19 protein-coding genes are annotated in these 20,815 nt (G+C 64.2%); 9 read left to right on the top strand and 10 right to left on the bottom strand.

Annotated features, from left to right (window positions below; all coding sequences use genetic code 11):
• Positions 1-9: 9 nt before the first annotated feature.
• Positions 10-4,443, bottom strand: a complete 4,434-nt coding sequence (locus PQR40_RS32075) for a translocation/assembly module TamB domain-containing protein (RefSeq protein WP_408510641.1) — start codon at positions 4,441-4,443, stop codon at positions 10-12.
• 28 nt (positions 4,444-4,471) lie between these two features.
• Positions 4,472-6,310, bottom strand: coding sequence for an autotransporter assembly complex protein TamA (locus PQR40_RS32070; RefSeq protein ID WP_408237521.1), 1,839 nt, complete (start codon positions 6,308-6,310; stop codon positions 4,472-4,474).
• Between the two features lie 409 nt (positions 6,311-6,719).
• Here PQR40_RS32070 and PQR40_RS32065 point away from each other — a divergent pair, with 409 nt between their 5' ends.
• From PQR40_RS32065 to panD, 4 genes are all read left to right on the top strand, one after another.
• The gene (locus PQR40_RS32065; protein WP_408237518.1) at positions 6,720-6,905 is read left to right on the top strand and encodes a DUF3460 family protein; all 186 of its coding nucleotides are present in this window, start codon (positions 6,720-6,722) and stop codon (positions 6,903-6,905) included.
• Between the two features lie 4 nt (positions 6,906-6,909).
• Positions 6,910-7,782, top strand: coding sequence for a segregation and condensation protein A (locus PQR40_RS32060; RefSeq protein ID WP_408237515.1), 873 nt, complete (start codon positions 6,910-6,912; stop codon positions 7,780-7,782).
• Between the two features lie 188 nt (positions 7,783-7,970).
• On the top strand, positions 7,971-8,804 hold the full coding sequence (gene panC / locus PQR40_RS32055) for a pantoate--beta-alanine ligase (RefSeq protein WP_408237512.1): 834 nt from the start codon (positions 7,971-7,973) through the stop codon (positions 8,802-8,804).
• A 49-nt stretch (positions 8,805-8,853) separates the two neighbouring features.
• Positions 8,854-9,240 (top strand): aspartate 1-decarboxylase, encoded by a 387-nt coding sequence (gene panD / locus PQR40_RS32050; protein ID WP_408394209.1) that lies wholly within the window; start codon positions 8,854-8,856, stop codon positions 9,238-9,240.
• Positions 9,241-9,299: 59 nt separating this feature from the next.
• Here the strand turns inward: panD and PQR40_RS32045 are convergent, their stop codons facing one another.
• Entirely contained in the window at positions 9,300-9,938 is a 639-nt protein-coding gene (locus PQR40_RS32045) for a ParA family protein (protein WP_408237506.1), read from the bottom strand.
• Positions 9,939-10,149: 211 nt separating this feature from the next.
• Here PQR40_RS32045 and PQR40_RS32040 point away from each other — a divergent pair, with 211 nt between their 5' ends.
• On the top strand, positions 10,150-10,569 hold the full coding sequence (locus PQR40_RS32040) for a PaaI family thioesterase (protein WP_408394211.1): 420 nt from the start codon (positions 10,150-10,152) through the stop codon (positions 10,567-10,569).
• A 140-nt stretch (positions 10,570-10,709) separates the two neighbouring features.
• Here the strand turns inward: PQR40_RS32040 and PQR40_RS32035 are convergent, their stop codons facing one another.
• Entirely contained in the window at positions 10,710-11,126 is a 417-nt protein-coding gene (locus tag PQR40_RS32035) for a DoxX family protein (protein ID WP_408332961.1), read from the bottom strand.
• 141 nt (positions 11,127-11,267) lie between these two features.
• Positions 11,268-12,728, bottom strand: coding sequence for a cobyric acid synthase (locus tag PQR40_RS32030; RefSeq protein ID WP_408394241.1), 1,461 nt, complete (start codon positions 12,726-12,728; stop codon positions 11,268-11,270).
• A gap of 229 nt (positions 12,729-12,957) precedes the next feature.
• Here PQR40_RS32030 and cobU point away from each other — a divergent pair, with 229 nt between their 5' ends.
• Genes cobU through PQR40_RS32010 form a run of 4 tightly spaced genes read left to right on the top strand, consistent with a single transcriptional unit; the run spans position 12,958 to position 16,385 of the window.
• Positions 12,958-13,512, top strand: a complete 555-nt coding sequence (gene cobU, locus PQR40_RS32025) for a bifunctional adenosylcobinamide kinase/adenosylcobinamide-phosphate guanylyltransferase (RefSeq protein ID WP_408237497.1) — start codon at positions 12,958-12,960, stop codon at positions 13,510-13,512.
• Positions 13,512-14,447: an adenosylcobinamide-phosphate synthase CbiB gene (cbiB, locus tag PQR40_RS32020; RefSeq protein WP_408394213.1), complete on the top strand. Its 936-nt coding sequence runs from the start codon at positions 13,512-13,514 to the stop codon at positions 14,445-14,447. Before cobU ends, cbiB begins: the two co-directional genes overlap by 1 nt.
• Entirely contained in the window at positions 14,440-15,477 is a 1,038-nt protein-coding gene (gene cobD, locus PQR40_RS32015; RefSeq protein WP_408394215.1) for a threonine-phosphate decarboxylase CobD, read from the top strand. The genes cbiB and cobD overlap by 8 nt, the downstream gene beginning before the upstream one ends.
• The gene (locus tag PQR40_RS32010) at positions 15,474-16,385 is read left to right on the top strand and encodes a cobalamin-binding protein (RefSeq protein WP_408237489.1); all 912 of its coding nucleotides are present in this window, start codon (positions 15,474-15,476) and stop codon (positions 16,383-16,385) included. Before cobD ends, PQR40_RS32010 begins: the two co-directional genes overlap by 4 nt.
• Positions 16,386-16,397: 12 nt before the next feature.
• On the opposite strand, the gene cobC is transcribed toward PQR40_RS32010, so the two are convergent.
• Genes cobC through PQR40_RS31985 form a run of 5 tightly spaced genes read right to left on the bottom strand, consistent with a single transcriptional unit; the run spans position 16,398 to position 20,800 of the window.
• The gene (gene cobC, locus PQR40_RS32005; RefSeq protein WP_408237486.1) at positions 16,398-16,988 is read right to left on the bottom strand and encodes an alpha-ribazole phosphatase; all 591 of its coding nucleotides are present in this window, start codon (positions 16,986-16,988) and stop codon (positions 16,398-16,400) included.
• A complete protein-coding gene (locus PQR40_RS32000; protein ID WP_408510640.1) occupies positions 16,973-17,749 on the bottom strand; it encodes an adenosylcobinamide-GDP ribazoletransferase in 777 nt (258 codons plus the stop codon). Before PQR40_RS32000 ends, cobC begins: the two co-directional genes overlap by 16 nt.
• Before the next feature lie 60 nt (positions 17,750-17,809).
• The gene (cobT, locus tag PQR40_RS31995) at positions 17,810-18,871 is read right to left on the bottom strand and encodes a nicotinate-nucleotide--dimethylbenzimidazole phosphoribosyltransferase (RefSeq protein WP_408237480.1); all 1,062 of its coding nucleotides are present in this window, start codon (positions 18,869-18,871) and stop codon (positions 17,810-17,812) included.
• 37 nt (positions 18,872-18,908) lie between these two features.
• On the bottom strand, positions 18,909-19,748 hold the full coding sequence (locus tag PQR40_RS31990; RefSeq protein WP_408237477.1) for an ABC transporter ATP-binding protein: 840 nt from the start codon (positions 19,746-19,748) through the stop codon (positions 18,909-18,911).
• A complete protein-coding gene (locus tag PQR40_RS31985; protein ID WP_408237474.1) occupies positions 19,745-20,800 on the bottom strand; it encodes a FecCD family ABC transporter permease in 1,056 nt (351 codons plus the stop codon). Before PQR40_RS31985 ends, PQR40_RS31990 begins: the two co-directional genes overlap by 4 nt.
• Positions 20,801-20,815: the final 15 nt, after the last annotated feature.

Here is a 20,815-nt window from a genome sequence, read left to right as displayed (position 1 = left end):
GCCCTGCGATCACCACCGGATCCGGTCGAAGCGCCGCGTATAAAGCAGTTCCAAGCCGTCGAACGTGCCGCCATAAGCCGCAACCGACCAATAGCGCGTCAGATGGACTGTTGCCTTGATCGCATTGCTCGCCGACTGCAGGCCCTGCTCGTAGCCGAGCACGAGCCACTCGTTGATCGCTTTCGACACCATCACCACTTGCGGATCGGTCAGCCCGACTTCGCTTTGGCCGATCGAAAATTCGTCGAGACCGAAAGTCTGTGCAATCCGCTTGCCGCTCGCGCTGCCGAGCAAGGCGAGCGCAGTCGTCATGGTGCTTTGCTGCCCGAGGTTGTTGCCCTGATCCGTGCCGTGCCCGAACAGCAGCCACGAGAGCTTTTCGTTATCCGCCACGTTCGGCTCGGAGACCAGCTTCGCGACCGGGAACTGAACCGTGCCCGTGACCTGCACACCCGCCTCGACCTGCTGATTGCGACGCATTGCCAGGATGTTGATGCCTGGATTGGCCACCGGACCGTTGAACGTGAAGAAGCCGTTCTCGATGTTGAGCTTGCGGCCGAACGCAGTGTAGGTCGAGCCCTGCGTCACGCGGACATTGCCGACTGCGCGCAACGGCAGGTTCGGCGCGCTCATCGCAGTGATTGTGCCGCTCAGGCCGAGGTCCGCACCTTGCCCGCGAAAACGGAAGCTGTTGCCGAGACTGATGTCGATATTGGCGCGCGGCGCGAACGGACCGATCGGCTTGTTGGTGCCGGCGACCGCGGGTGGCGGCCGCTCGCCCGCCACCGTGCCGTCGGGACGCACGATCACCACATCGTCGCCAAGCTTTGGCGCGGACTGCTCGGGCATATCAAACAACGCGTGATCGACCACGAATTTGCCGTTGATTGCCATGCCGCCCTCTGCGCCGGCGTTCGCCACGCTCGCGCTGCCCGACAGCGACAGATTGCGGTCCGGCGCCGCGAACAACTCCAGCTTATCCGCGACGATGCTCGCGGACAGATCCGGTTCCGCGCCATCCAGACGCACGCGGCCGGTGGCGCGCAGCGTGCCGCTCGCACCGTGAAACTCGACCTGCTGGAAGTCCACCAGATTTTGCGACAGTGCGATACGTACGACACCGTCCTTCAACTGCACGCCCTGGTCGACCATCGTCGCCGACAGACCATCGCCGAGTAGTGACCCCGTCAGGTTCGGCTTGGCGACCGTGCCGCCGAGCGCGAGTTTCAACGCGAGGTGGCCATCGAGCAGATAGCTCGGGCCGAACAGGCCGCCGGTTGTTTTCAGCGACGGCACATTCGCATTCACATTGCCGCTGACCGCCCCCTCTTCGTTGACGCTCAGGAAGCCGTCGCGTATGACGAGCGTGGTGTGCGCATCAGCGTCGATTACGCCGATGCGGCTGGCTTGCGCGTGGACGGTCGCATTCAGCCGGTTGCCGCCGCTGAATTCAGCGCGCGCACTCATATCCGTAATGCCCAGCGAGGCCAAACCACGGCCAATTTCGACCGTGACGTCGCCGCCGCGGCGCTTCAACTGAATGTGGCCGCTCGCGGTGCTGCCGAGCGCGAAGTCCCAGTCGCTATCGAACACCAGATCGGTTTTGACGGCCGGCGGCGTGCCGGTAATTTCGCGCCGCAAATCCTGCAGGCGCGCGAGCGAAATGTCGGTCAGCGTGCCGGCGGACTGGATCTTGCCGTGATCGAAGGCGAACGATTTCAGGCTTAGCACTGCGCCTTCTAGCGTGAGGCGCGTCGCGCCGAGCGTCAGGCGGCTCGGCCCGGCGCTTACGGCGAGCGGCGACTCGAGATTCAACGCAGGGGTGCCGCGATTCTGCAGGCGGGTCACCGTGCCATCCCAGCGCGTGCCGTCGCGTGCTTCGGTCAGCTTGCCGTTGGCCGCGAGCGTCAGATCGAGCGGACGGTCCTGCAGCTTGCCGGTGGCCGCCGCTTCCAGCGTATGGCTTGCGCGCGTGCCGGACAGGCGCGCGGTAAGCGTGGTCAGATCGACGCCGCCGGCGCTGAGATTGCGCGCGTCGGTCGTGAAGACGAGCGCGCCGTTCGCACCGTCGCGCAGTTCGGCGTGACCTTCCGCATGGCCGATGCGGTTACTGCTGAACACCACACTGTCTGCCTTGTAGTTCAGCACCACATTCGGATGCGCGAACGAGCCGGTGACATCGCCATCCGCGGCGATGAGCCCGGCGAGGCCGAAACCGAGCCGCTCCAGTTCCGGCGCATCGACACGAAAACGCAGCCGGTCGCCTCGCGCACCGAAGCTGCCTTGCAAGTCCACCTGATTGCCCGCCACCGAGAGATTCGCGCGGCTCGGCAAAATCCGCGAACCGGCTAGCTGGACCACGCCGTTGCCCGTCAACGGCAGGCCGTCGTAGACGCTCGGGCCGAGTTTGAATTCGGCCTTGGTGGTAAAGACCGGGCCAAGCATACCGGCTGCGGTGAGCGTGCCGTTCACGCGTGCCTCGATCTTGCGGGTTGGCGGCGCTTTGGACGGCCTGGGCGGCGGTACTTTGCGCTGGACGACTTCGGTCCGCACCGCTGCCTTGGCCGTATTCTTGACCACCGCTGCGGCTTTGTCGCCGGGCGCCGCGCTTTTCGCGCCGGCCGTGCTGCCCGCGAGTGCCGCCGCTTCGTTCGTCTGAGTTGCTTTCGTGGCCCGAGACGCTTTGGTAGCCTGGGTCGCCTTCGTCACTCTGGCGGATCCCGCCGCGTTGGTCACCGGCGTGCGCGACGGCATCTGCGAAGTCAGCGTCAACGGATCGAAATCGGTCAGTTGCGCTTTCAGGCTATAGGTGGAATTCGCGTCGTGTTTAAGCGCGCCGGACAGATCGATGCGGCCTTTGCCCGACGTGACGCGAACGTCGTTGAAGCTCATTCGCGCGGGGTCGAAGGTCACTTTGCCTTGCGCGCGCAACCCTGCTTTCGGGTCGGCGAGATCGAGGGTCAGGCTTTGCACGTCGTCGTTCAGACGGATGCCGATCGGACCGGAAAGCTGGGTGGGCCGCACGGTCGCTTCGAGCGCGTTCAGATCGAGCCCGGCGACTTGCAGATCGAACTGGCCGCGCTTGCCGGTCAGCACGCCACCACCGGTGAGCGTGGCGCTCTTCACGAGCCGCACCTTCAGGTTCGAGATGCGCTGCGCCTCGGCGTCGAGACGCACATCGGTTTGCGCGTCGATCAGAGGCAGCAGGTTCTGGTCGATCGCACCAGGTTTGGCGTTGACGATCGAGACGTGGCCGGCGACGGCGAAACCTGCGGCGGCCTTTTCTGACGCATCGGTGTTGACGCCGCCTTTGCCGTTTTTGACGACGGGCGGCCGGGCCATGCCGGCAGCGTTGTCCTGGCCCGCGCTATTGCGACTGGCCGCGCTGCTGGCACTGGCGGTGCTCGCGGCGCCAGAAGCGCCGGCGGGACTCGCCGTACTTGCTGCGCCCAACACCACCGTCCCTGCCGCATCCTGCCCCACGGGCGCCAGTTCCGCCCGCACCGCCAGATCCGCCAGCGGCGCGCCGGGCGCAAAGGCCTGCGGATTGACGTGGTCGAAAGTCAGCGTGGCGCGTTGCAACGGCACGTCGCCGAATGGCGTCGCCTCGACCCGCGCATGGCCGGCGAGCTTCATGCCGCTGGCATCGAGTTCGGCGACGAGATTCTCCAGCGAGCCGCTCAGATGGCCACCCACCTGCACCGCCTCGTTATTGACCTTGCCGGAATAGCCTACATCGCCGGTCAGCGGAAACGGCCGCGCCCCGTCAAGCTTCGCCGCCGCCGTTACCGCGCCGAACGGCGTGTCCAACCGCTCGATCGCGGCCTCATGGTGCCGGCCGTCGCTGCGGCCATGGAACATGAAACGGGAAAGCTCGGTAGTCGACCCGCCCTGGCGCAACAGCAGTTTGTCGACCTGCACGTCGCGCACCTCGAGTTGCATCGGCAAGCGCAAGTCTTGCGGCAGTTTCAGCGGTCCGCTGCTACTCGACGACGAAGAACCAATGCGAGCGTCGATCGTACCGATATGCAGATAGTCGATCGTGAAGCGCCAAGGCTTGTGCGTCAGTCCCCAACGACCGGCCACGCGGTCGATCTGGATATCCGTGCCGCTGCCGTCGAGACTACGCCAGCGCACCTGCCGGAGTTGGACGCCATTCGAAATCGCGCCGCTCTCCAGGGTGCCGGTCAGTTTTCCGCCGAGCAGTTTGACGGCCGCCTGCCACGCGTAAGCCGTCCCGCGCTCAGTCGTCAGTGCGCCGTACAGCAGGCCGATTGCCACGGCGACCAGCAGCACGAGCACGGCTACCGTCCACGCAAGCGCTTTCAGCAGCACCCGGCCGCGCCGGCGCGCAGGCGGCGGCGCGTCGGGCGGAGGCTGCTGTCCTGGCGGATGAGCGCCGGGCGGCTGCGCAGGTGGTTGGGCGGAAACGTCCGTGGTCATGCGTGGATCATGTAAGAGCAGGTTTCCATCAGAAGGCAATGCCGAGCGTCAGGTACGGCCGCACGCTCCTGTTGCGGATCCCGTAGGCGACATCGACATTGACCGGGCCGACCGGGCTGCGCCAGCGCGCTCCGACGCCGACGCCGGGATAAAAAACTTTCTCGCCCCAGGTATCGGTGGCGGTGCCGACGTCGAAGAACGCGGCTGCACCCCAGTCGTGACTGAACCAGTGCTGATACTCCGCCGCCGCCGTCACGAGATACTTGGTGGGCAGCACCGAACCGTCGACGTCGTTACCGATGCTTTGATAGCCATAGCCGCGCACCGAATTCGAACCGCCCGCGCGAAACAGCAGCGAAGCCGGAATGCCGCTCGAACTGCCGCTCGTGAACACGCCGCCGAGCTCTGCACGGAACAGCACAAGATCTTCCTTGCCGATCGGCAGGTACTGCTGGCCGCGGGCATAGCCGCGCGCGAACGTCTGGTCGGTCAGCACGCCTTTGACCGCGAAGCCGGCTTCGACGTGAATCAGATTGCCCGAGCGCGGGAACAGTGGATCGTCGGTATTGCGGCGGGTCCATGACCATGACGGCACCAACGCGCGGCTGGTGGTCGGCGCAATCGCGTTCTGGTCGAGCCGGTCCTGGTAATAAAGGATCGAGTAGTTGTAGTCGATGAATTGCGACGTCCGGGCTCGCTGCAAGCCGCCGCGAATGCTGTAGATGCGCGTGTCGGACACGTCCGTGGTGGTGTAGGACGCCAACACACTATTGGTCCATCCACGCGGCCCTGGCGGCATAGCGAGCTGGATTTGCCCGTATTGCTGAATCTGATCGAGGCGCCCGTCGACCGTGAACGGCCACGCCTTGCCGAAGGTGTCGAGATACGAATACGAGCCCTGGACCAGCGGGCCGTTGTCGGTCGAATAACCGACCCCGCCGCGGATACTGTTGTACGGATATTCCGACACTTTCACGTGCACCGGCGTGTCGACCGGCTTGGCCGGATCGCTATCCACGTCGATTGCAACGCTCGCGTAGTAAGGCGTGTTCTGCAACTGCCGCTGCAATTCAGTGACGCGCTGTACGTCATAGATGTCGCCGACCGAAATCGGATTCACATTGTCGACAATCTGTTCCGGATAGCGCCGCGTACCGGACACGTCGAGCTTGCCCATCGTGAAGGTCGGGCCGCTCTCGTATGTAACCGACAATTTCGCTTCGTGCGTGCGCGGGTCGATTCGCGCCTCGGAATGGTAGACCTTTGCGCCCAGGTAACGGCGCGCCTGCAACGCCTTGAGCGATGCGTTTTTCGCGTCGTCCCAGTCGCCTTGCGAAAACGGATCGCCTTCATGCAGTGAAAACGCAAAGCGCGCGGCGTTTTCCTGTGCCGGGTCTTCGGTCAGCACTGGGCCGCGAAACGACAGTGAAATCGACGTGATAAGGGTTTGCGGGCCGGGATCGACGCTCACCGTCACGCGCTTTTTGTCGTCGACGGTTCGCACGTCAGTACGCACGACCGGCGTGAAATAGCCCTGCGTGGCGGCCAGATCGCGCACCTGCTGGGGGGTGGCGGTGATCAGAAACTCGAACTGGTCGTCGCTGATGTCGGGGCGTTTGGCGAACCGCGCAACGTCCAGGTGCGCTTCGAGCAGCTTGCGCAGCGAGCGCGGCGTGGCTTCGATATCGACCTTGTAGCTGGCGGCCGCGCGTCGTGCTGCGTGCGCGTCGGCCGCGGCAAGCATGAGCATGACGACGCCGAATGCCAGCCACGCGCGCAGCCAGCGCCGCACAGGCATGAGATGCCCGCGCTTAGTACCGGCATTGTCGCGCCGCCCACACGGCTTTTCGATCGCACATACCGCCAAACAGGACCTCCGGCCGTAGTTGATGAATTCTGTCGCTCGAGCTCGCCGCAGCGGTCGAAGCTCGCTATTTGACCACATCGGCGAGACCGCGCCATCTCTAAAAAGGGCGTTTGCAGGGTGACGCATGGCGCCCCCTCCGGCTTGTGCACCGCACCCCATGCGGCATGCGTAGTGACGCCCGCCCGGCCGCGCAACCCGGATTCGCACACCACCCCGCCAGCCACGCGCCCGCCTTTGACGCATCGCGTTGGCGTGGGTTCCGGGTGTTTTCTGCATACCGGCCGCGCGCGCCGCCGCGCCATTTTTCGACCACGCGCGGCGCATGCGGTAAAATTATGGAATAGGAGCGATGCCGCGCGGGGGATCCCCGCTGGGCAGCCGCCATTCCCCACACCACGGACGTCTAGCCATGTATCAATCGGACATCACCCAGTTCCTGAACCAGCTCAAGCAACAAAAACCGAATCTGGAAGCGGAGCAGCGCCGTGGCCGGTCGCTGCTGTGGGACAAACAGCCGATCGATCTCGAAGAAAGCGCCGAGCAGAAAGCCTCGCGCGTAGAGCAGACGCCTTACTCGTACTATCAAAACTTCTAAGCGCGTGAGTCACGCCAACGAGGCAAAGGGCGCCACGCCGGCACCTGACGCCGCGCTTGCCGCGCCCACTACCGATTCGACGCCGGACACCGTAGACGGCATCGCTTTCGCACGCCTGTACGGCGAGCCGCTCTTCAAGCTGCCGACGGATCTGTACATTCCGCCGGACGCGCTCGAAGTGTTTCTCGAAACGTTCGAAGGCCCGCTGGATCTGTTGCTATACCTGATCCGCAAGCAGAACTTCAACGTGCTCGACATCCCGATGGCGGACGTCACGGTCCAATACCTCGGCTACGTCGACCAGCTGCGCCAGACCAATCTCGAACTCGCGTCCGAGTATCTGCTGATGGCCGCCATGCTGATCGAGATCAAGTCGCGCATGCTGTTACCAGTGAAGAAGGCCGACAGCGGCGACGAAGCCGAAGATCCGCGTGCCGAACTGGTGCGCCGCCTGCTCGAATACGAGCAGATGAAGCTCGCCGCACAACGCATCGACCATCTGCCGCAGCTTGGCCGCGATTTCCTGCGCGCCGAGGTGTACATCGAGCAAAGCATCACGCCGCGCTTTCCGGACGTGGATAGCGAAGACCTGCGCGCGGCCTGGGCCGACGTGATCAAGCGCGCCAAGCTCGTTCAGCATCACAAGATTTCGCGCGAGGAATTGTCGGTGCGCGAGCATATGAGTACGATCCTGCGGCGACTGCAAAACGCGCGTTTCATCGAATTCTCGGATCTGTTCGATACGAGCAAAGGCGTGCCGGTGGTCGTGGTGAATTTCATCGCCATGCTCGAGTTGTGCCGTGAGTCGCTCGTTGAAATCACGCAGGCCGAGCCGTTCGCGCCGATCTATGTGCGCCTCGCCTATCTGCCGGCCTGACGCCGCAAAACGGGGCTTGCGTGCGCCATCGCTGCAGCAGACGCCTCGTTTCGGTGCACCCCCTGAGCAAATCCACTACAATCCGGCGCTCCGAACCTGTCATTACCAGTGAGGCCACGGGCCACGCGAAAACCTGAGTTTTTGCGTCAACCGGGTCTCGCGCCGCGCGAGGAATTCCCTGTCCGATCATGAAAGTCATCAGCTCGATCCATGAATTGCGCGACCAGTTGCGCGGCCAGAATCGCACCGCCTTTGTGCCGACCATGGGAAATCTGCACGAGGGCCATCTGTCGCTGATGCGCCTGGCGCGCCAGCACGGCGATCCGGTGGTGGCGAGTATCTTCGTCAACCGCTTGCAGTTCGGCCCGAACGAAGATTTCGACAAATACCCGCGCACGCTCGAAGCTGACATCGACAAGCTTCAGAAAGAAGGCGTCTATGTGCTGTTCGCGCCGACGGAACGGGATCTGTATCCGGAGCCGCAGGAGTACCGCGTGCATCCGCCGCACGATCTGGGCGACATTCTCGAAGGCGAATTCCGGCCTGGTTTCTTCCAGGGTGTGTGCACGGTGGTGATGAAGCTGATGTCGTGCGTGCAGCCGCGGGTCGCGGTGTTCGGCAAGAAGGATTATCAGCAGTTGATGATCGTGCGCAGCATGTGCCACCAGTTCGCGCTACCGACCGACATCATTGCCGCGGAAACCGTGCGTGACGCCGACGGCCTCGCGCTCAGTTCACGCAACCGCTTTCTGCAGACGGCAGAGCGTGCCGAGGCGCCGATGCTGGCCGCCGAGCTCAATCGTGTGCGCGATGCGGTGCTCACCGGCGATCGCGACTTCGCAAAACTCGAACAGGCGGCAATGGGGGCACTGGCCGCGCGCGGCTGGCAACCTGATTACATCGCCGTGCGCAAGCGTTCGAATCTGCTGCCGCCGAGCCCGCAAGATGCGAATGCGGAGTTGGTCGTGCTGGCCGCCGCCAAGCTCGGCACCACTCGTCTCATCGATAACCTCGAAATCTGAAGCAGTCTTAGGCTGCACAAACACGCGTCAGAAGCACAAGGGATTGGTCATGCAACGCAACATGCTGAAGTCGAAAATCCATCGCGTCGCGGTCACGCACTGTGAACTGCACTACGAAGGCTCGTGCGCAATCGACGAGGACTTGCTCGAAGCCTCGAACATCGTCGAAAACGAACGGATCGACATCTGGAACATCAACAACGGCGAGCGTTTCTCGACGTACGCGATCAAGGGCGAACGCGGCAGCGGCATGATTTCGCTGAACGGTTCAGCCGCGCGGCGCGCGCAGTTGGGCGATCTGGTGATCATCGCGGCGTTCGCAGTGGTCGACGAAGCGGAACTGAAGGCAGGCTGGAAGCCGGATCTGGTGTTCGTCGACGACAACAACAAGATCAAGGGCAGCCGCGATCACGTGCCGACCCAGAACTGGACCTGAGCCGGCCTTTCGCCGCACGGTTCCATGCGGCGGGCGGCCACGCCGCCTGCTGATTCACATCACGCCTTCTTGCTGGCGCCGTTGGTCCATTGGATGATCGGCTGCCACTGCTCCAGATCCTTCTCCACGCGGCTTTTCGCCACGTCCCACAAGGTCAGGCCGTGCGCCGCCAGCTGCACGTAATTCTGCGTGTCGCGCAGGTAACCCAACACGGGCAGCTTCAATCCCTCGACAAAGCGGTGCAGTTGCTCCGCTGAGCGCGTGCGGGCGTCGACGCGCATACCCACGACACCGATCTCGATCGTGCCTTTCCTGACCGCCTTCTCCTTCGCCAGCCGCTCGAGGAATTCCTGGGTCGCGAGAATATCGAACATCGACGGCTGCAGCGGCACGATCACCTTGTCGGCCAGATCCAGCGCGATATTCAGGCGGTTGCCGTGCAATCCGGCCGGCGTGTCGATGACCGAGTGCTCCAGACCTCTGGGCGGTTTGACGGGATTTTCCGGATCGACCTCCCAGATCTCGATGGGCGGCAGCGCAGGGGGCCGCAGTGACAGCCACGCGTGTGAGGACTGCTGTTTGTCGAGGTCCGCCAGCGCGACCCATTCCCCGAGCGACGCGAAATAGCCGGCCAGATTGGTGGACAGCGTGCTTTTACCCACGCCGCCCTTCGGATTCGCCACCACGATCACCGTCATGAATTCTCCCGGAAAGAAGGCTGGGCGCCGCCAGCCGGTTTGCCGCGCAGTTTGCTCTGACTTGCGCCGATGTGTCCTGATCCGTGCCGGTTTCAGGTTCACCCGCCGATCCAGCCGTTGATAATATCGGCAAATGCACCGGGGTCGAAGCCCCCAAACGGCTAATTAGCTGCCCAACACCCCTGTTTTTTCCATCGAGGACCCGAATCTCATGAGCAAACTCCGCCCGGAATACACCATCGAGCGCCTGCATGAACGTCAGAAGGGCAAGTTGCCCGGCTTGCTGGGCGTGCATGTTCTATCGCTGGAACAAGGCGCCTTGACCGCGGAATTGACCGTGCGCGACGAATTGCTCGCGCCGAACGGTTTTTTGCATGCCGCCACCGTGATTGGCCTCGCCGATACGGCCTGCGGCTATGCATGCCTCGCCCACCTGCCCGAGACGGCGCGCAATTTCACAACCGTCGAGCTGAAAAGCAATTTTGTCGGCACGGCGACAGAAGGCACGATCCGCGCGGTCGCCAAGGCCGTGCATCTGGGCCGCAGCACGCAGGTGTGGGATGCCACCGTCACCGATCCGAACGGCAAGACGATGGCGTTGTTTCGCTGCACGCAGATCGTGTTGTATTGACTGAGTGACGCGGGGGCGCGGCGAAGGACTCGAAATGTCCGAAGCGCCTTGGCTCAGGCCATAAAAAAGCACGCGGCCTTACGGCGCGTGCTTTTTTGTTATCCGGTGAGATGGGATGCCGGCGTCCCGGAGTGACCTGATCAGGCCGCCGCGGCACGCGGCGTCTTCGCACCGCCCAGCGCCAGCGCGCCGCCGCCGAGCAGCGACTGCACGGCCAAAGTCACCGCCCAGAAAGCCGGATATTCCCAGCCGCCGTTCGGCGACGCGAACCCCCAACCGTTATGCAAATGCGCCGACATCGCGCCAAGCATGAACGGCAGCAGCGTCAGCGCGACCCAGCGGACCCGCACGCCAAGCAGCAACGCGATGCCACCGATGAGTTCGACGAACGTCGTCACATAGCCGAGCCATCCCGGCAAGCCGAGCGAGACGAAAAACTGCGCCGTTCCCGGTAGCGTAAAAACAAAAATCTTCTGCAAGCTGTGTGCGAGATACAGGACACCCAGGGCCAGACGAAGAATCAAGGCAGCCAGATCGGCTAAGCGGTTCGAGTTCATGACGAGTCCTTTACGAGAAAGACGGCCCGCGTCGGCCGACGATGTCAGGACTGTATTCGAACCATATGAGACGAAAAACCGCCGTTCAGGCTTTGATTGTTTCCCAGAAAGATTTAATCACTATCGTCCGATTGATCTTCGTCAGCCAATTGCAGCAAAAAGCTTCGCGAGATCAAGATGCTCGGCGAGCGTGTCGGCCAGACGATCCAGCGACGCCTCACGCAGCACCGGGTAGTCGATCTTCTCGGCGTCGCTTAAGCCCGCCCACGCCAGCAGTGCGGCGCATGCGGCCGGCGTGTCGAACAGACCGTGCACGTAGGTGGCGAGGATTTGGCCATCAGCCGAGATCGCGCCGTCGGGATAAGCGTCTGGCGCAACGCCCAATTGCAGCGCGGGCGCGCTCAACGCCGGACCTTGCGTCTCTCCCATGTGAATCTCGTAGCCGGCAACCTCGGGCGAACCGGGCAACGCGAGGCGGCCCGTCACATTCCTGAGCGTTTTTTCGCGCGTCAACACCGTCGAGTAATCGAGCCAGCCAAGGCCCGTGCTCGTTCCGGGCACACCTTCCACGCCGTACGGATCGGCCACTTCGCGTCCGAGCATCTGCATGCCGCCGCAAATCCCGATGACGCGGCCGCCGTAACGTAAATGCCGTTGCAACACCGCATCCCAGCCTTGCGCACGCAGAAAAGCCAGATCGCCCGGCACGTTCTTCGACCCAGGCAGGATGATCAGATCGGCGGGCGGAGGCGGCGTGCCGCTTCGCACGTAATGGAAATCGACCTGCGGATGCGCGCGCAGCGCGTCGAAATCGGTGTGATTGCTGATGTGCGGCAACACCGGCACGATCACCCGCAACATCCGGCCCGTATCGCTGCTTTGCGCGGCGCGCAGTTCGGGGGGCAGCATGTCTTCGGCGTCGAGCGTCAGACCGTGCAGGTAAGGCACCACGCCGAGCACCGGTTTGCCGGTTTTCGCTTCGAGCCAGTCGAGCCCGGGCTTCAGCAGACTGACGTCGCCGCGAAAGCGGTTGATGATGAAGCCGCGCACACGCGCCTGCTCGCTTTCCGACAGACACGCGAGCGTACCGGTCAAATGCGCGAACACCCCGCCACGGTCGATGTCGGCCACCAGCACGACCGGACAGTCGACCGCTTCAGCAAAACCCATGTTGGCGATATCGCGGTCGCGCAGATTGATCTCGGCGGGACTGCCCGCGCCTTCGACGAAAATCGTGTCGTACGCCGCCTGCAGACGCGCATACGATTCCAGCACGGCCTCGAAGGCGACCGGCTTGTAGTCGTGATACGCGCGTGCATCGAGATTCATGCGCGCCTTGCCGTGGATGATCACTTGCGCGCCACGGTCGCTCGTCGGCTTGAGCAGCACGGGGTTCAGGTCGGTATGCGCGGCGATGCCCGCGGCCACCGCCTGCAAAGCCTGCGCGCGACCGATCTCGCCGCCGTCGATCGTCACCGCGCTATTGAGCGCCATGTTCTGCGGCTTGAACGGCGCGACCCGCACGCCGGCGCGCCGCGCCAGCCGGCACAAACCCGCGACGAGCGTGCTCTTGCCCGCATCGGACGTGGTCCCCTGAATCATCAGCGTGCCGCGCGGCACAGGTACGGCGTCATGCGGGGTCGAAGTCGTGGTCACGGAATGTCTGGCTCGGCGGTGAATGGGCAATGAAGTGGCAACTCAGCAACAACCCGGCGGCAACGACGCCGCGATACGCAATAGCACCGTACCGCAGCGAAACCTCAAAGCGGCGAATTGAACGCGGCATTATCCCATCGTGCCGGCACGCGCTGCACGCCGGTACAATCACGCGATGATTCCCCGCGACCTCACCTTCGTTCTCGGCGGCGCCCGTTCGGGCAAGAGCGTGCACGCCGAACAACTGGCGAACAGCAGCGCCCTTCCCGTCACATACATCGCCACCGCACGCGTGGCCGACGACGCCGAATTCAGCGCGCGCATCGCGCATCATCGCGAGCGGCGTCCGGCGCATTGGCAGTTGCAGGAAGCAGGTGTCGATCTCGCCGGCGTCGTGGCGCAAATCGACGCGCCTGACCATTGCATTCTGATCGACTGCCTGACGCTGTGGCTCGCCAACCTGCTGTGCCCGCCTGACGGCGACGGCTTGCCCGTCGATCACTATCAGGTGCACTTTGCCGCTTTCGAAGCGGCGCTCATCAACGCCAAAGGCAAGATCATCGTGGTCAGCAACGAAATTGGCCTCGGCGTAGTGCCGCTCGGCGCGGAGACGCGCCTCTATGTCGACGAACTCGGGCGGCTCAATCAGCGCATCGCCGCGTTGAGCACCCAGGTCACGATGATGGTCGCGGGCCTGCCGCTCGCCCTGAAAACAGCGGGCAGCGCGTGATGCTGTCGCTCCCGCTGATCGTTACGCTGGCAACGGCAGGCGTCGCCGTTGACCGTTGGCTCGGTGAGCCGCGCACCGCGCATCCATTAGTCGGTTTCGGCAAATGGGCGAAGCGCCTCGAAGCACGCTATAACACCGGCCGGCGCTTACGGGTCAAGGGGCTGCTCGCGTGGTCGCTGGCGGTCATGCCGCCTGTGCTGATCGCCTGGTGGCTGGTCGCCGTGCTGCCGTTTTTTGCGGCCTGCGCAGTGCATGTCGTGTTGCTCTGGTTCGCCCTCGGCGCACGCAGTCTGCACGATCACATTGCGCCGATCGCACAGGCACTGGCGAAACGCGACCTGGCGCAAGCACGCCTCCTGACCGCGCGCATCGTGTCGCGCGAAACCGCTCATGCCGACGAAGCGGCGCTGTCGCGCGCCGCCGTCGAATCGGCACTGGAAAACGGTAACGACGCGATTTTCGGCGCACTGTTCTGGTTCGCGATTGCAGGCGGTCCAGGCGCACTGGGATTTCGTCTGGCCAACACGCTCGACGCCATGTGGGGCTATCGCACGCCGCGCTATTTGCGCTACGGCTGGGCCGCCGCACGGATCGACGATGTGCTCAACTGGATTCCCGCGCGCCTCACCGCAGTGAGCTACGCCCTGCTCGGCGACACACGCACCGCGCTACGTTGCTGGCGCGAACAGGCACCCCGTTGGGACAGTCCGAACGCCGGGCCGGTGATGGCGTCGGGCGCGGGTAGTTTGAACGTACTGATTGGCGGGCCCGCGGTGTATCACGGTGAGCTTGAGCACAGACCGGCGCTGGGCTTCGGACACCCCGCGAACGCCACTCATGTCACGGCGGCATTGATGCTGGTCGAACGCACAGTCATTCTCTGGCTGGCGGTGCTGATCGTGCTGGCTTTGCTGAGTGTGCCCTTTCATGGTTGATCGAACGGATGGTCATAAAGCGGATACCGGCACCGCGTTCAACGCCATGGTTCACGGCGGCAATCTGCACGAAGCGGCCGAGCGTTACGGCATTCCGTACGCGCAATGGCTCGACCTGTCGACGGGTATCAATCCGCATGGCTATCCGGTGCCGCCGGTTCCAGCCGATGCCTGGCGCCGCCTGCCTGACGAAGGCGACGGCTTTGCCGCCTGCGCCGCGCACTATTACGGCGCGCCCGATGCCGCGCACGTGCTGCCCGTGGCGGGAAGCCAGGCGGCGATTCGCGCGCTGCCCTCACTGCTGCCTCGCGCCCAGGTGGGCATCGCGCCGCTCACGTACAGCGAATATGCGCCCGCATTCGAGCGGGCCGGTCATGAGCTCGTGCCACTGCATGTGTCCTGGGACACCTTGCCCGATACGCTCACGCACGTGGTCGTCGTGAATCCGAACAATCCGACCGCGGAGCATCTGAGCGCCGGCAAGCTGCTGCACTGGCATGCGCAACTCGCCGCGCGTGGCGGCACGCTGCTGGTCGACGAAGCTTTTGCCGATACGATGCCTTCGGCGTCGCTCGCGGCAAGCACCGATCGCGATGGCCTGGTCGTGTTGCGGTCGCCGGGGAAGTTCTTTGGACTTGCCGGCGTGCGCGCCGGCTTCGTACTCGGTGCGCCGGCTTTGCTCGACGCATTGCGTCGTACGCTTGGGGCGTGGACGGTCGGCGGTCCGGCTCGTCATGCTGTCAAAGCCGCATTTGAGGATGAATTGTGGCAACAGCAGATGCGTACGCGGCTCGATGCCGAAAGCGCCCGTCTGGCGAATCTCCTGCGTGCACAAGGTCTTGCCACTCGAAGCACGCCGCTCTTTGCATGGACCGACGATGCACGCGCCGCCGCCCTGCACGAGGCATTAGCGCAACGCGGCGTGTGGACACGGCTCTTCGCGGCATCGGGCAGTGTGCGCTTCGGGCTGCCCGCGAGCGACGCGGAATGGGCACGCCTCGAGGCGGGTTTGCGCGAGGCTGTCCGATGATTCGACTTCTCCGCTTCGCCACCGCCGCAGCACTTTGCGCGAGCACGCTGCATGCGCACGCCACCATCACTGTCACCGACGACACCGGCGCAACGGTCACCTTGCCTGCGCCCGCACAACGCGTCGTCAGTCTCGCGCCGCACGTCACCGAATTGCTCTACGCCGCGGGCGGCGGCGCGAAACTGGTCGGCGCCGTGTCTTACAGCGACTATCCGCCTGAAGCGAAGCAACTGCCACGCGTCGGCGACAACAAGGCGCTCGACCTCGAACGGATTGTCGCGTTGAAGCCCGATCTGATCGTCGTCTGGCGGCATGGCAATGCGCAGCGCCAACTTGATCGCCTGCGCGAGATGCATGTGCCACTATTCTTCAGCGAACCGCATCATCTCGATGACGTTGCCGTGTCGCTGATAAAGCTCGGGCAATTGCTCGGCACTTCGCCGACTGCCGATGCAGCGGCGGCCGCATATCGCCAGGACATCGCGCGATTGCGCACGCAGTATGCGAGCCGTGCGCCTGTCAGCGTGTTCTATCAGGTATGGGATCAGCCGTTGATGACGCTCAACGGCGAACATATGGTGAGCGACGTGATTGCGCTATGCGGCGGCCGCAACGTGTTTGCGAAACTCGAACCGCTGGTGCCGACCGTCTCGACCGAAGCGGTGCTCGCAGCGAATCCGGAAGCGATCGTCACCGCCGCGCCCGGCGCCACCAAACCGGACACGACTTTGCCGCAACTTGGCACATGGCGCGCATGGCCGAGTCTGACGGCAGTGGCGAACAACAATCTATTCGCCATCGACGGCGATCTGATCAACCGGCCAGCGCCGCGTATTGCACAAGGAGCGAAGCAGATGTGCGAAGACCTGGAGCTGGCGCGCTCGCGGAGGAAGAGCGGCGCACAGTGACGCCCCTACCCCTCACGCATTCCACCTCACCAACGACCACTGCTGCGCCGCCTCATCCCTGCGCAACCACACAACCCCGGTCATTTCCAGCGACCACCGCAGACTGCGTTCCAGCGGCACGTCCAGCACCAGCGACGCGATCACCCGCATCACCCCGGCATGCGTAACCACATACGCGGGCGACAGCTCACGCGTCAACGCGAACGCGTCGAACCATGCCCGCACCCGCGCGACGAATTGCGCGACGCTCTCGCCGCCATGCGCCCGCGCGTGCTCGAAGTTAGCCGCCCAATCATCGAGCAAGCCGCGATCGATCGCATCCCAGCGCTGCTGCTCCCAATCGCCAAAGTCCATCTCCTTCAGACGATCGTCATGACTGAGCGCGCAACCAAAATCGTTCGCCATGACCGCTGCCAGCGTCGCGCAACGCGTCAGCGGGCTCGACATCAGCACACGCGGCGGCGGCACCTGCAAGGTCGCAAGTTTCAGTGCAAGGACACTCGCGGATATTTCGACGTCCTCGGCAAGCGCCACGTCGCTGTGGCCGTAGCACACACCCGAATCGAGCGCGACGGCAGGATGACGAATCAGGACGATATCCATGCGAGCCCCACGAGGTAGATGCTCAGTTCAAAGATCTGTTGCGCGAAGCCGAGGCAGTCACCGGTGTAGCCACCGATGCGCCTGACGAAATAGCGGCCCAATGCAAAACGCAGTGCGACCAGTACGGCGAGCGTCACACAAGCGAAGCGCCAATTCGGCGAATCGAACCAGTTCGGCCAGAACAACCATGGCAAACCGAACGCTGCCGCGCAGAGCAACGCGGGACCGCTCAAGCGCTGCGCAACCGGTTTGGCTTTGCCTTCGGCACGCACATAGTCGAGTGTGGCCAGATAGCTGATTGCAAACACGCGGCTCGCCGCATGCGCAGCAATCATCAGACTTGCGGCGCGCACGGGCGGTAACGCGGCGAGCGTTTGCCACTTCAATGCGAGTGCGACCACGAGCGCGATGGCGCCAAAAGCACCGATGCGCGAATCATGCATGATGCGCAACACGTCGTCGCGCGTATAGGCGCCACCGAACGCATCGACGCAATCGGCGAGGCCGTCCTCGTGAAACGCGCCGGTCACGAGAAGCGACACAGCCATTGACAGCAACACCGCCACGCCCGCTGGAAAGACGTGCAACGCCGCGAGATAAACCAGCGCGCTCAACCCGCCGATCAATAGGCCGACGAGCGGAAAATAGCGCGCCGCCGCATTCAGATAGTGCGGCTCAAAGCCGACCCAACGCGGCACCGGCACGCGCGTGAAATAGCCAAGCGCCGTGAAGAAATAGCGTAGTTCAGCGAGCGGGTTCATGAGCAAGCAAGGCGCATGCTTCTATAGGGCGGCACTTTGCATGACAGCGCCTTTGACAGATCACACATCACGATTCGCGACGCCGGCCGATTCGAAGCTCGCCATTTCGTTGACGAACGCCACCGCCGCGCGCAGCAGCGGCACCGCGAGCACCGCGCCGGTGCCTTCGCCGAGGCGCATATCGAGCGAGAGCAACGGCAGCGCGCCGAAATGATCGAGCATGCGCCGATGCCCCGCCTCGTTCGACGCATGCGCGAACACGCAATATTCGCGCACCTTCGGCGCGAAGGCGTCGGCCACCAGCAATGCCGAGGTCCCGATGAAACCGTCGACCAGGATTGTCATACGGGCTTGCGCGGCAGCAAGATACGCGCCCGTCATCATCGCAATTTCGAAGCCGCCGAACGTGGCGAGCACGTTGAGCGGATCGTTGAAAACGGCGTGATGCGTGAGCGCCGATGCGAGTACGTTGCGCTTTTTCGCGAGCCCCGCGTTGTCGAGACCGGTCCCGCGGCCAACACATTCGTCGATCGGCACGCCGCACAGGCGACTCATCAGACAGGCGGCCGACGACGTATTTGCGATGCCCATCTCGCCGAAGCCAATCACATTGGTGCCGAGCGCCGCGTGATACCGCACGCGAGCCGCGCCTGCCTGCATCGCGGCAAGCGCCTGTTCGTGCGTCATCGCGGGTTCGTGTGCGAAGTTGCGCGTACCGGCGGCAACCGGAATGTCGATGAGACCTTCAGTCGACGGCAACGGCGTCGCAATGCCCGAGTTGACCACTTCAAGCTCGACGCCGGAGACGCGGCTCAAGGCATTGATCGCCGCGCCGCCCGCGAGAAAATTAGCGACCATTTGCGCGGTCACGGCTTGCGGATAAGGACTCACGCCCTCCTGCGCAATACCGTGGTCGCCGGCGAACACGATCATCGCTGGACGTTCGACCGTGGGGTGCGTCGTCCGCTGGATCAACCCCATCTGACGCGCGAGCGTTTCGAGTCGCCCAAGACTGCCAGGTGGCTTGGTCTTGGTATCGATGATGTGTTGCAGTTCGGCACGCAGCGTTTGATCGAGCGGTTCGACTTCGGTCAATCCCGACAAACCTGGCAAAGAAGTCATAGACGTTTCTAAAAGAGAGAATGTTTTGATGAAGCGGTTAGCTTGCCGGTGTGTCATAGCCCGCAGGCGATTCGTGACGCAAGCGCGGCGCGGGAATCAGCGCCTCATGCTCACCGTCGCGAATCAGAATCAGCGGATAGCCGAACGCGCGGCTCGTCAGCGTGGGCGTCAACACGTCGCGCACCGGTCCAGCATACGCGCCGCCGTTGCCGTCGAGCAGCAGCGCATGCGTCGCGAAGCGGCGCGCGAGGTTCAGGTCGTGACACGAAAACACCACTGTACGCCGAGGCTCGTGCGTCCAGGCGCTCAGGGCTTCGAGACAGTCAATCTGGTGGTGCAAGTCCAGATGCGAAAGCGGTTCGTCGAGCAGCAACAACGGCGCCTCCTGGCACAACACCGCCGCCAGCGCGACGCGTTGCCGTTCGCCGCCCGAAAGCGACAGCACGTCGCGCGCAGCGAATGCGGCAAGACCCAATGCGTCCAATGCAGCGTGCGCGGCTGCACGATCGCCCTCGCCCTCCCAACCCCAGCCGGTCAGATGCGGAAAGCGGTTCAGCATCACGATATCGAGCACGCTCGCGCTGAACGCATCCGCGGCACTTTGCGGCATCAGCGCGCGACGCTGCGCGAGCGGCAACGGCGGCCAGTCGGCGAGACGCACGCCGTCGAGTTCGACATGACCCGCTGCGGGTTGCGCCAGACCGGCCAGCGTGGATAGCAAGGTCGTCTTGCCCGCTCCGTTGGGCCCGGCGACACACCAGATCTCGCCTGCGTAGAACGTATGCGTGAACGCGTCGAGCAAGGTGCGCATGCCCGCACGCAAGGTCAGACGTTGCGCGCTGAGCGCCGAATGCGGGGCGTTGTGTGCGTTCATCATCGGCGCCTGCGCAACAGCATCCACAAAAACACCGGCACGCCGACGATCGACGTGATCACGCCGACCGGCAATTGCGCCGGCGCAATCACGGTCCGCGCGATCAGGTCCGCGCCCATCACCGCGACACCGCCGCCGAGCGCCGCAGCGGGCAGCAGCATGCGCTGATCGTTACCGAACGCGAGCCGCAGCATGTGCGGCACCACCAGACCGACAAAACCGATCGTGCCCGCCGTGGTCACCGCCGCGGCGGCCGCCAGCGACGCCACCAGATACACGCGCAAACGCAGCGGCATCACCGCGACGCCCAGCGCCTGCGCGGCGGCGTCGCCTCGCAGCAGCACATTCAGACGGGGCGCAACGGGCACGATTGCCACCAGCACGACGACGAGCGCGGCGAGCGCCGTCCACGGCATCGCGCCGCCGTTCAGATCGCCGGTCAGCCAGAACAGCATGCCACGCAGACGATTGTCCGGCGCGAGATTGAGCAGCAAGGTAATGACAGCGCCCCAACCGGCCGCGATCACCGCGCCGGTCAGCAGCAAACGCGGCGACGTGTCTTGCGGCTCGCCGCGCCACAACTCGCGGCGCGCAAGGCCAAGCACCAGCAGGATCGACACGAAAGCGCCGGCGAACGCGCTGGCATCGACGATCCACCACGCGCAACCGGCGATCATCGCGACCAGCGCGAACGTCGCCGCGCCGCCCGACACGCCTAACACGTAGGGTTCGGCCAAGGGGTTGCGCAACAGCACTTGCAGCAGCGCACCCGCCAGCGCAAGCAGTGCGCCGCATGCGAAGCCCGCGACCGCGCGCGGCAAGCGCAGCTTGCGCACGATCTCACCGGCAAGATCGGCGGACTCGATATGCGCCCCGTGCGACGGAACGAGCGCCGCCAGCACGCGCGCCGGCGCCAGCGACACGCTGCCGAGCGCGAGCGACGCCATCAGCACCGCCAGTGCGATTCCCGCGAGCGCGAGCCAGATCGCGGCTGCGCGCTTCGCGCTCATGACGTGCAACGTGGTCGTGGGCATCGGGCTCGAGCTGCGGTTCATCAGCGCCTTCTCACG

It is taken from the genome of Paraburkholderia sediminicola (assembly GCF_046026855.1).
In the GTDB taxonomy this organism is placed as follows: domain Bacteria; phylum Pseudomonadota; class Gammaproteobacteria; order Burkholderiales; family Burkholderiaceae; genus Paraburkholderia; species Paraburkholderia sediminicola_A.
This window is presented reverse-complemented; position numbering and strand designations above follow the sequence as displayed.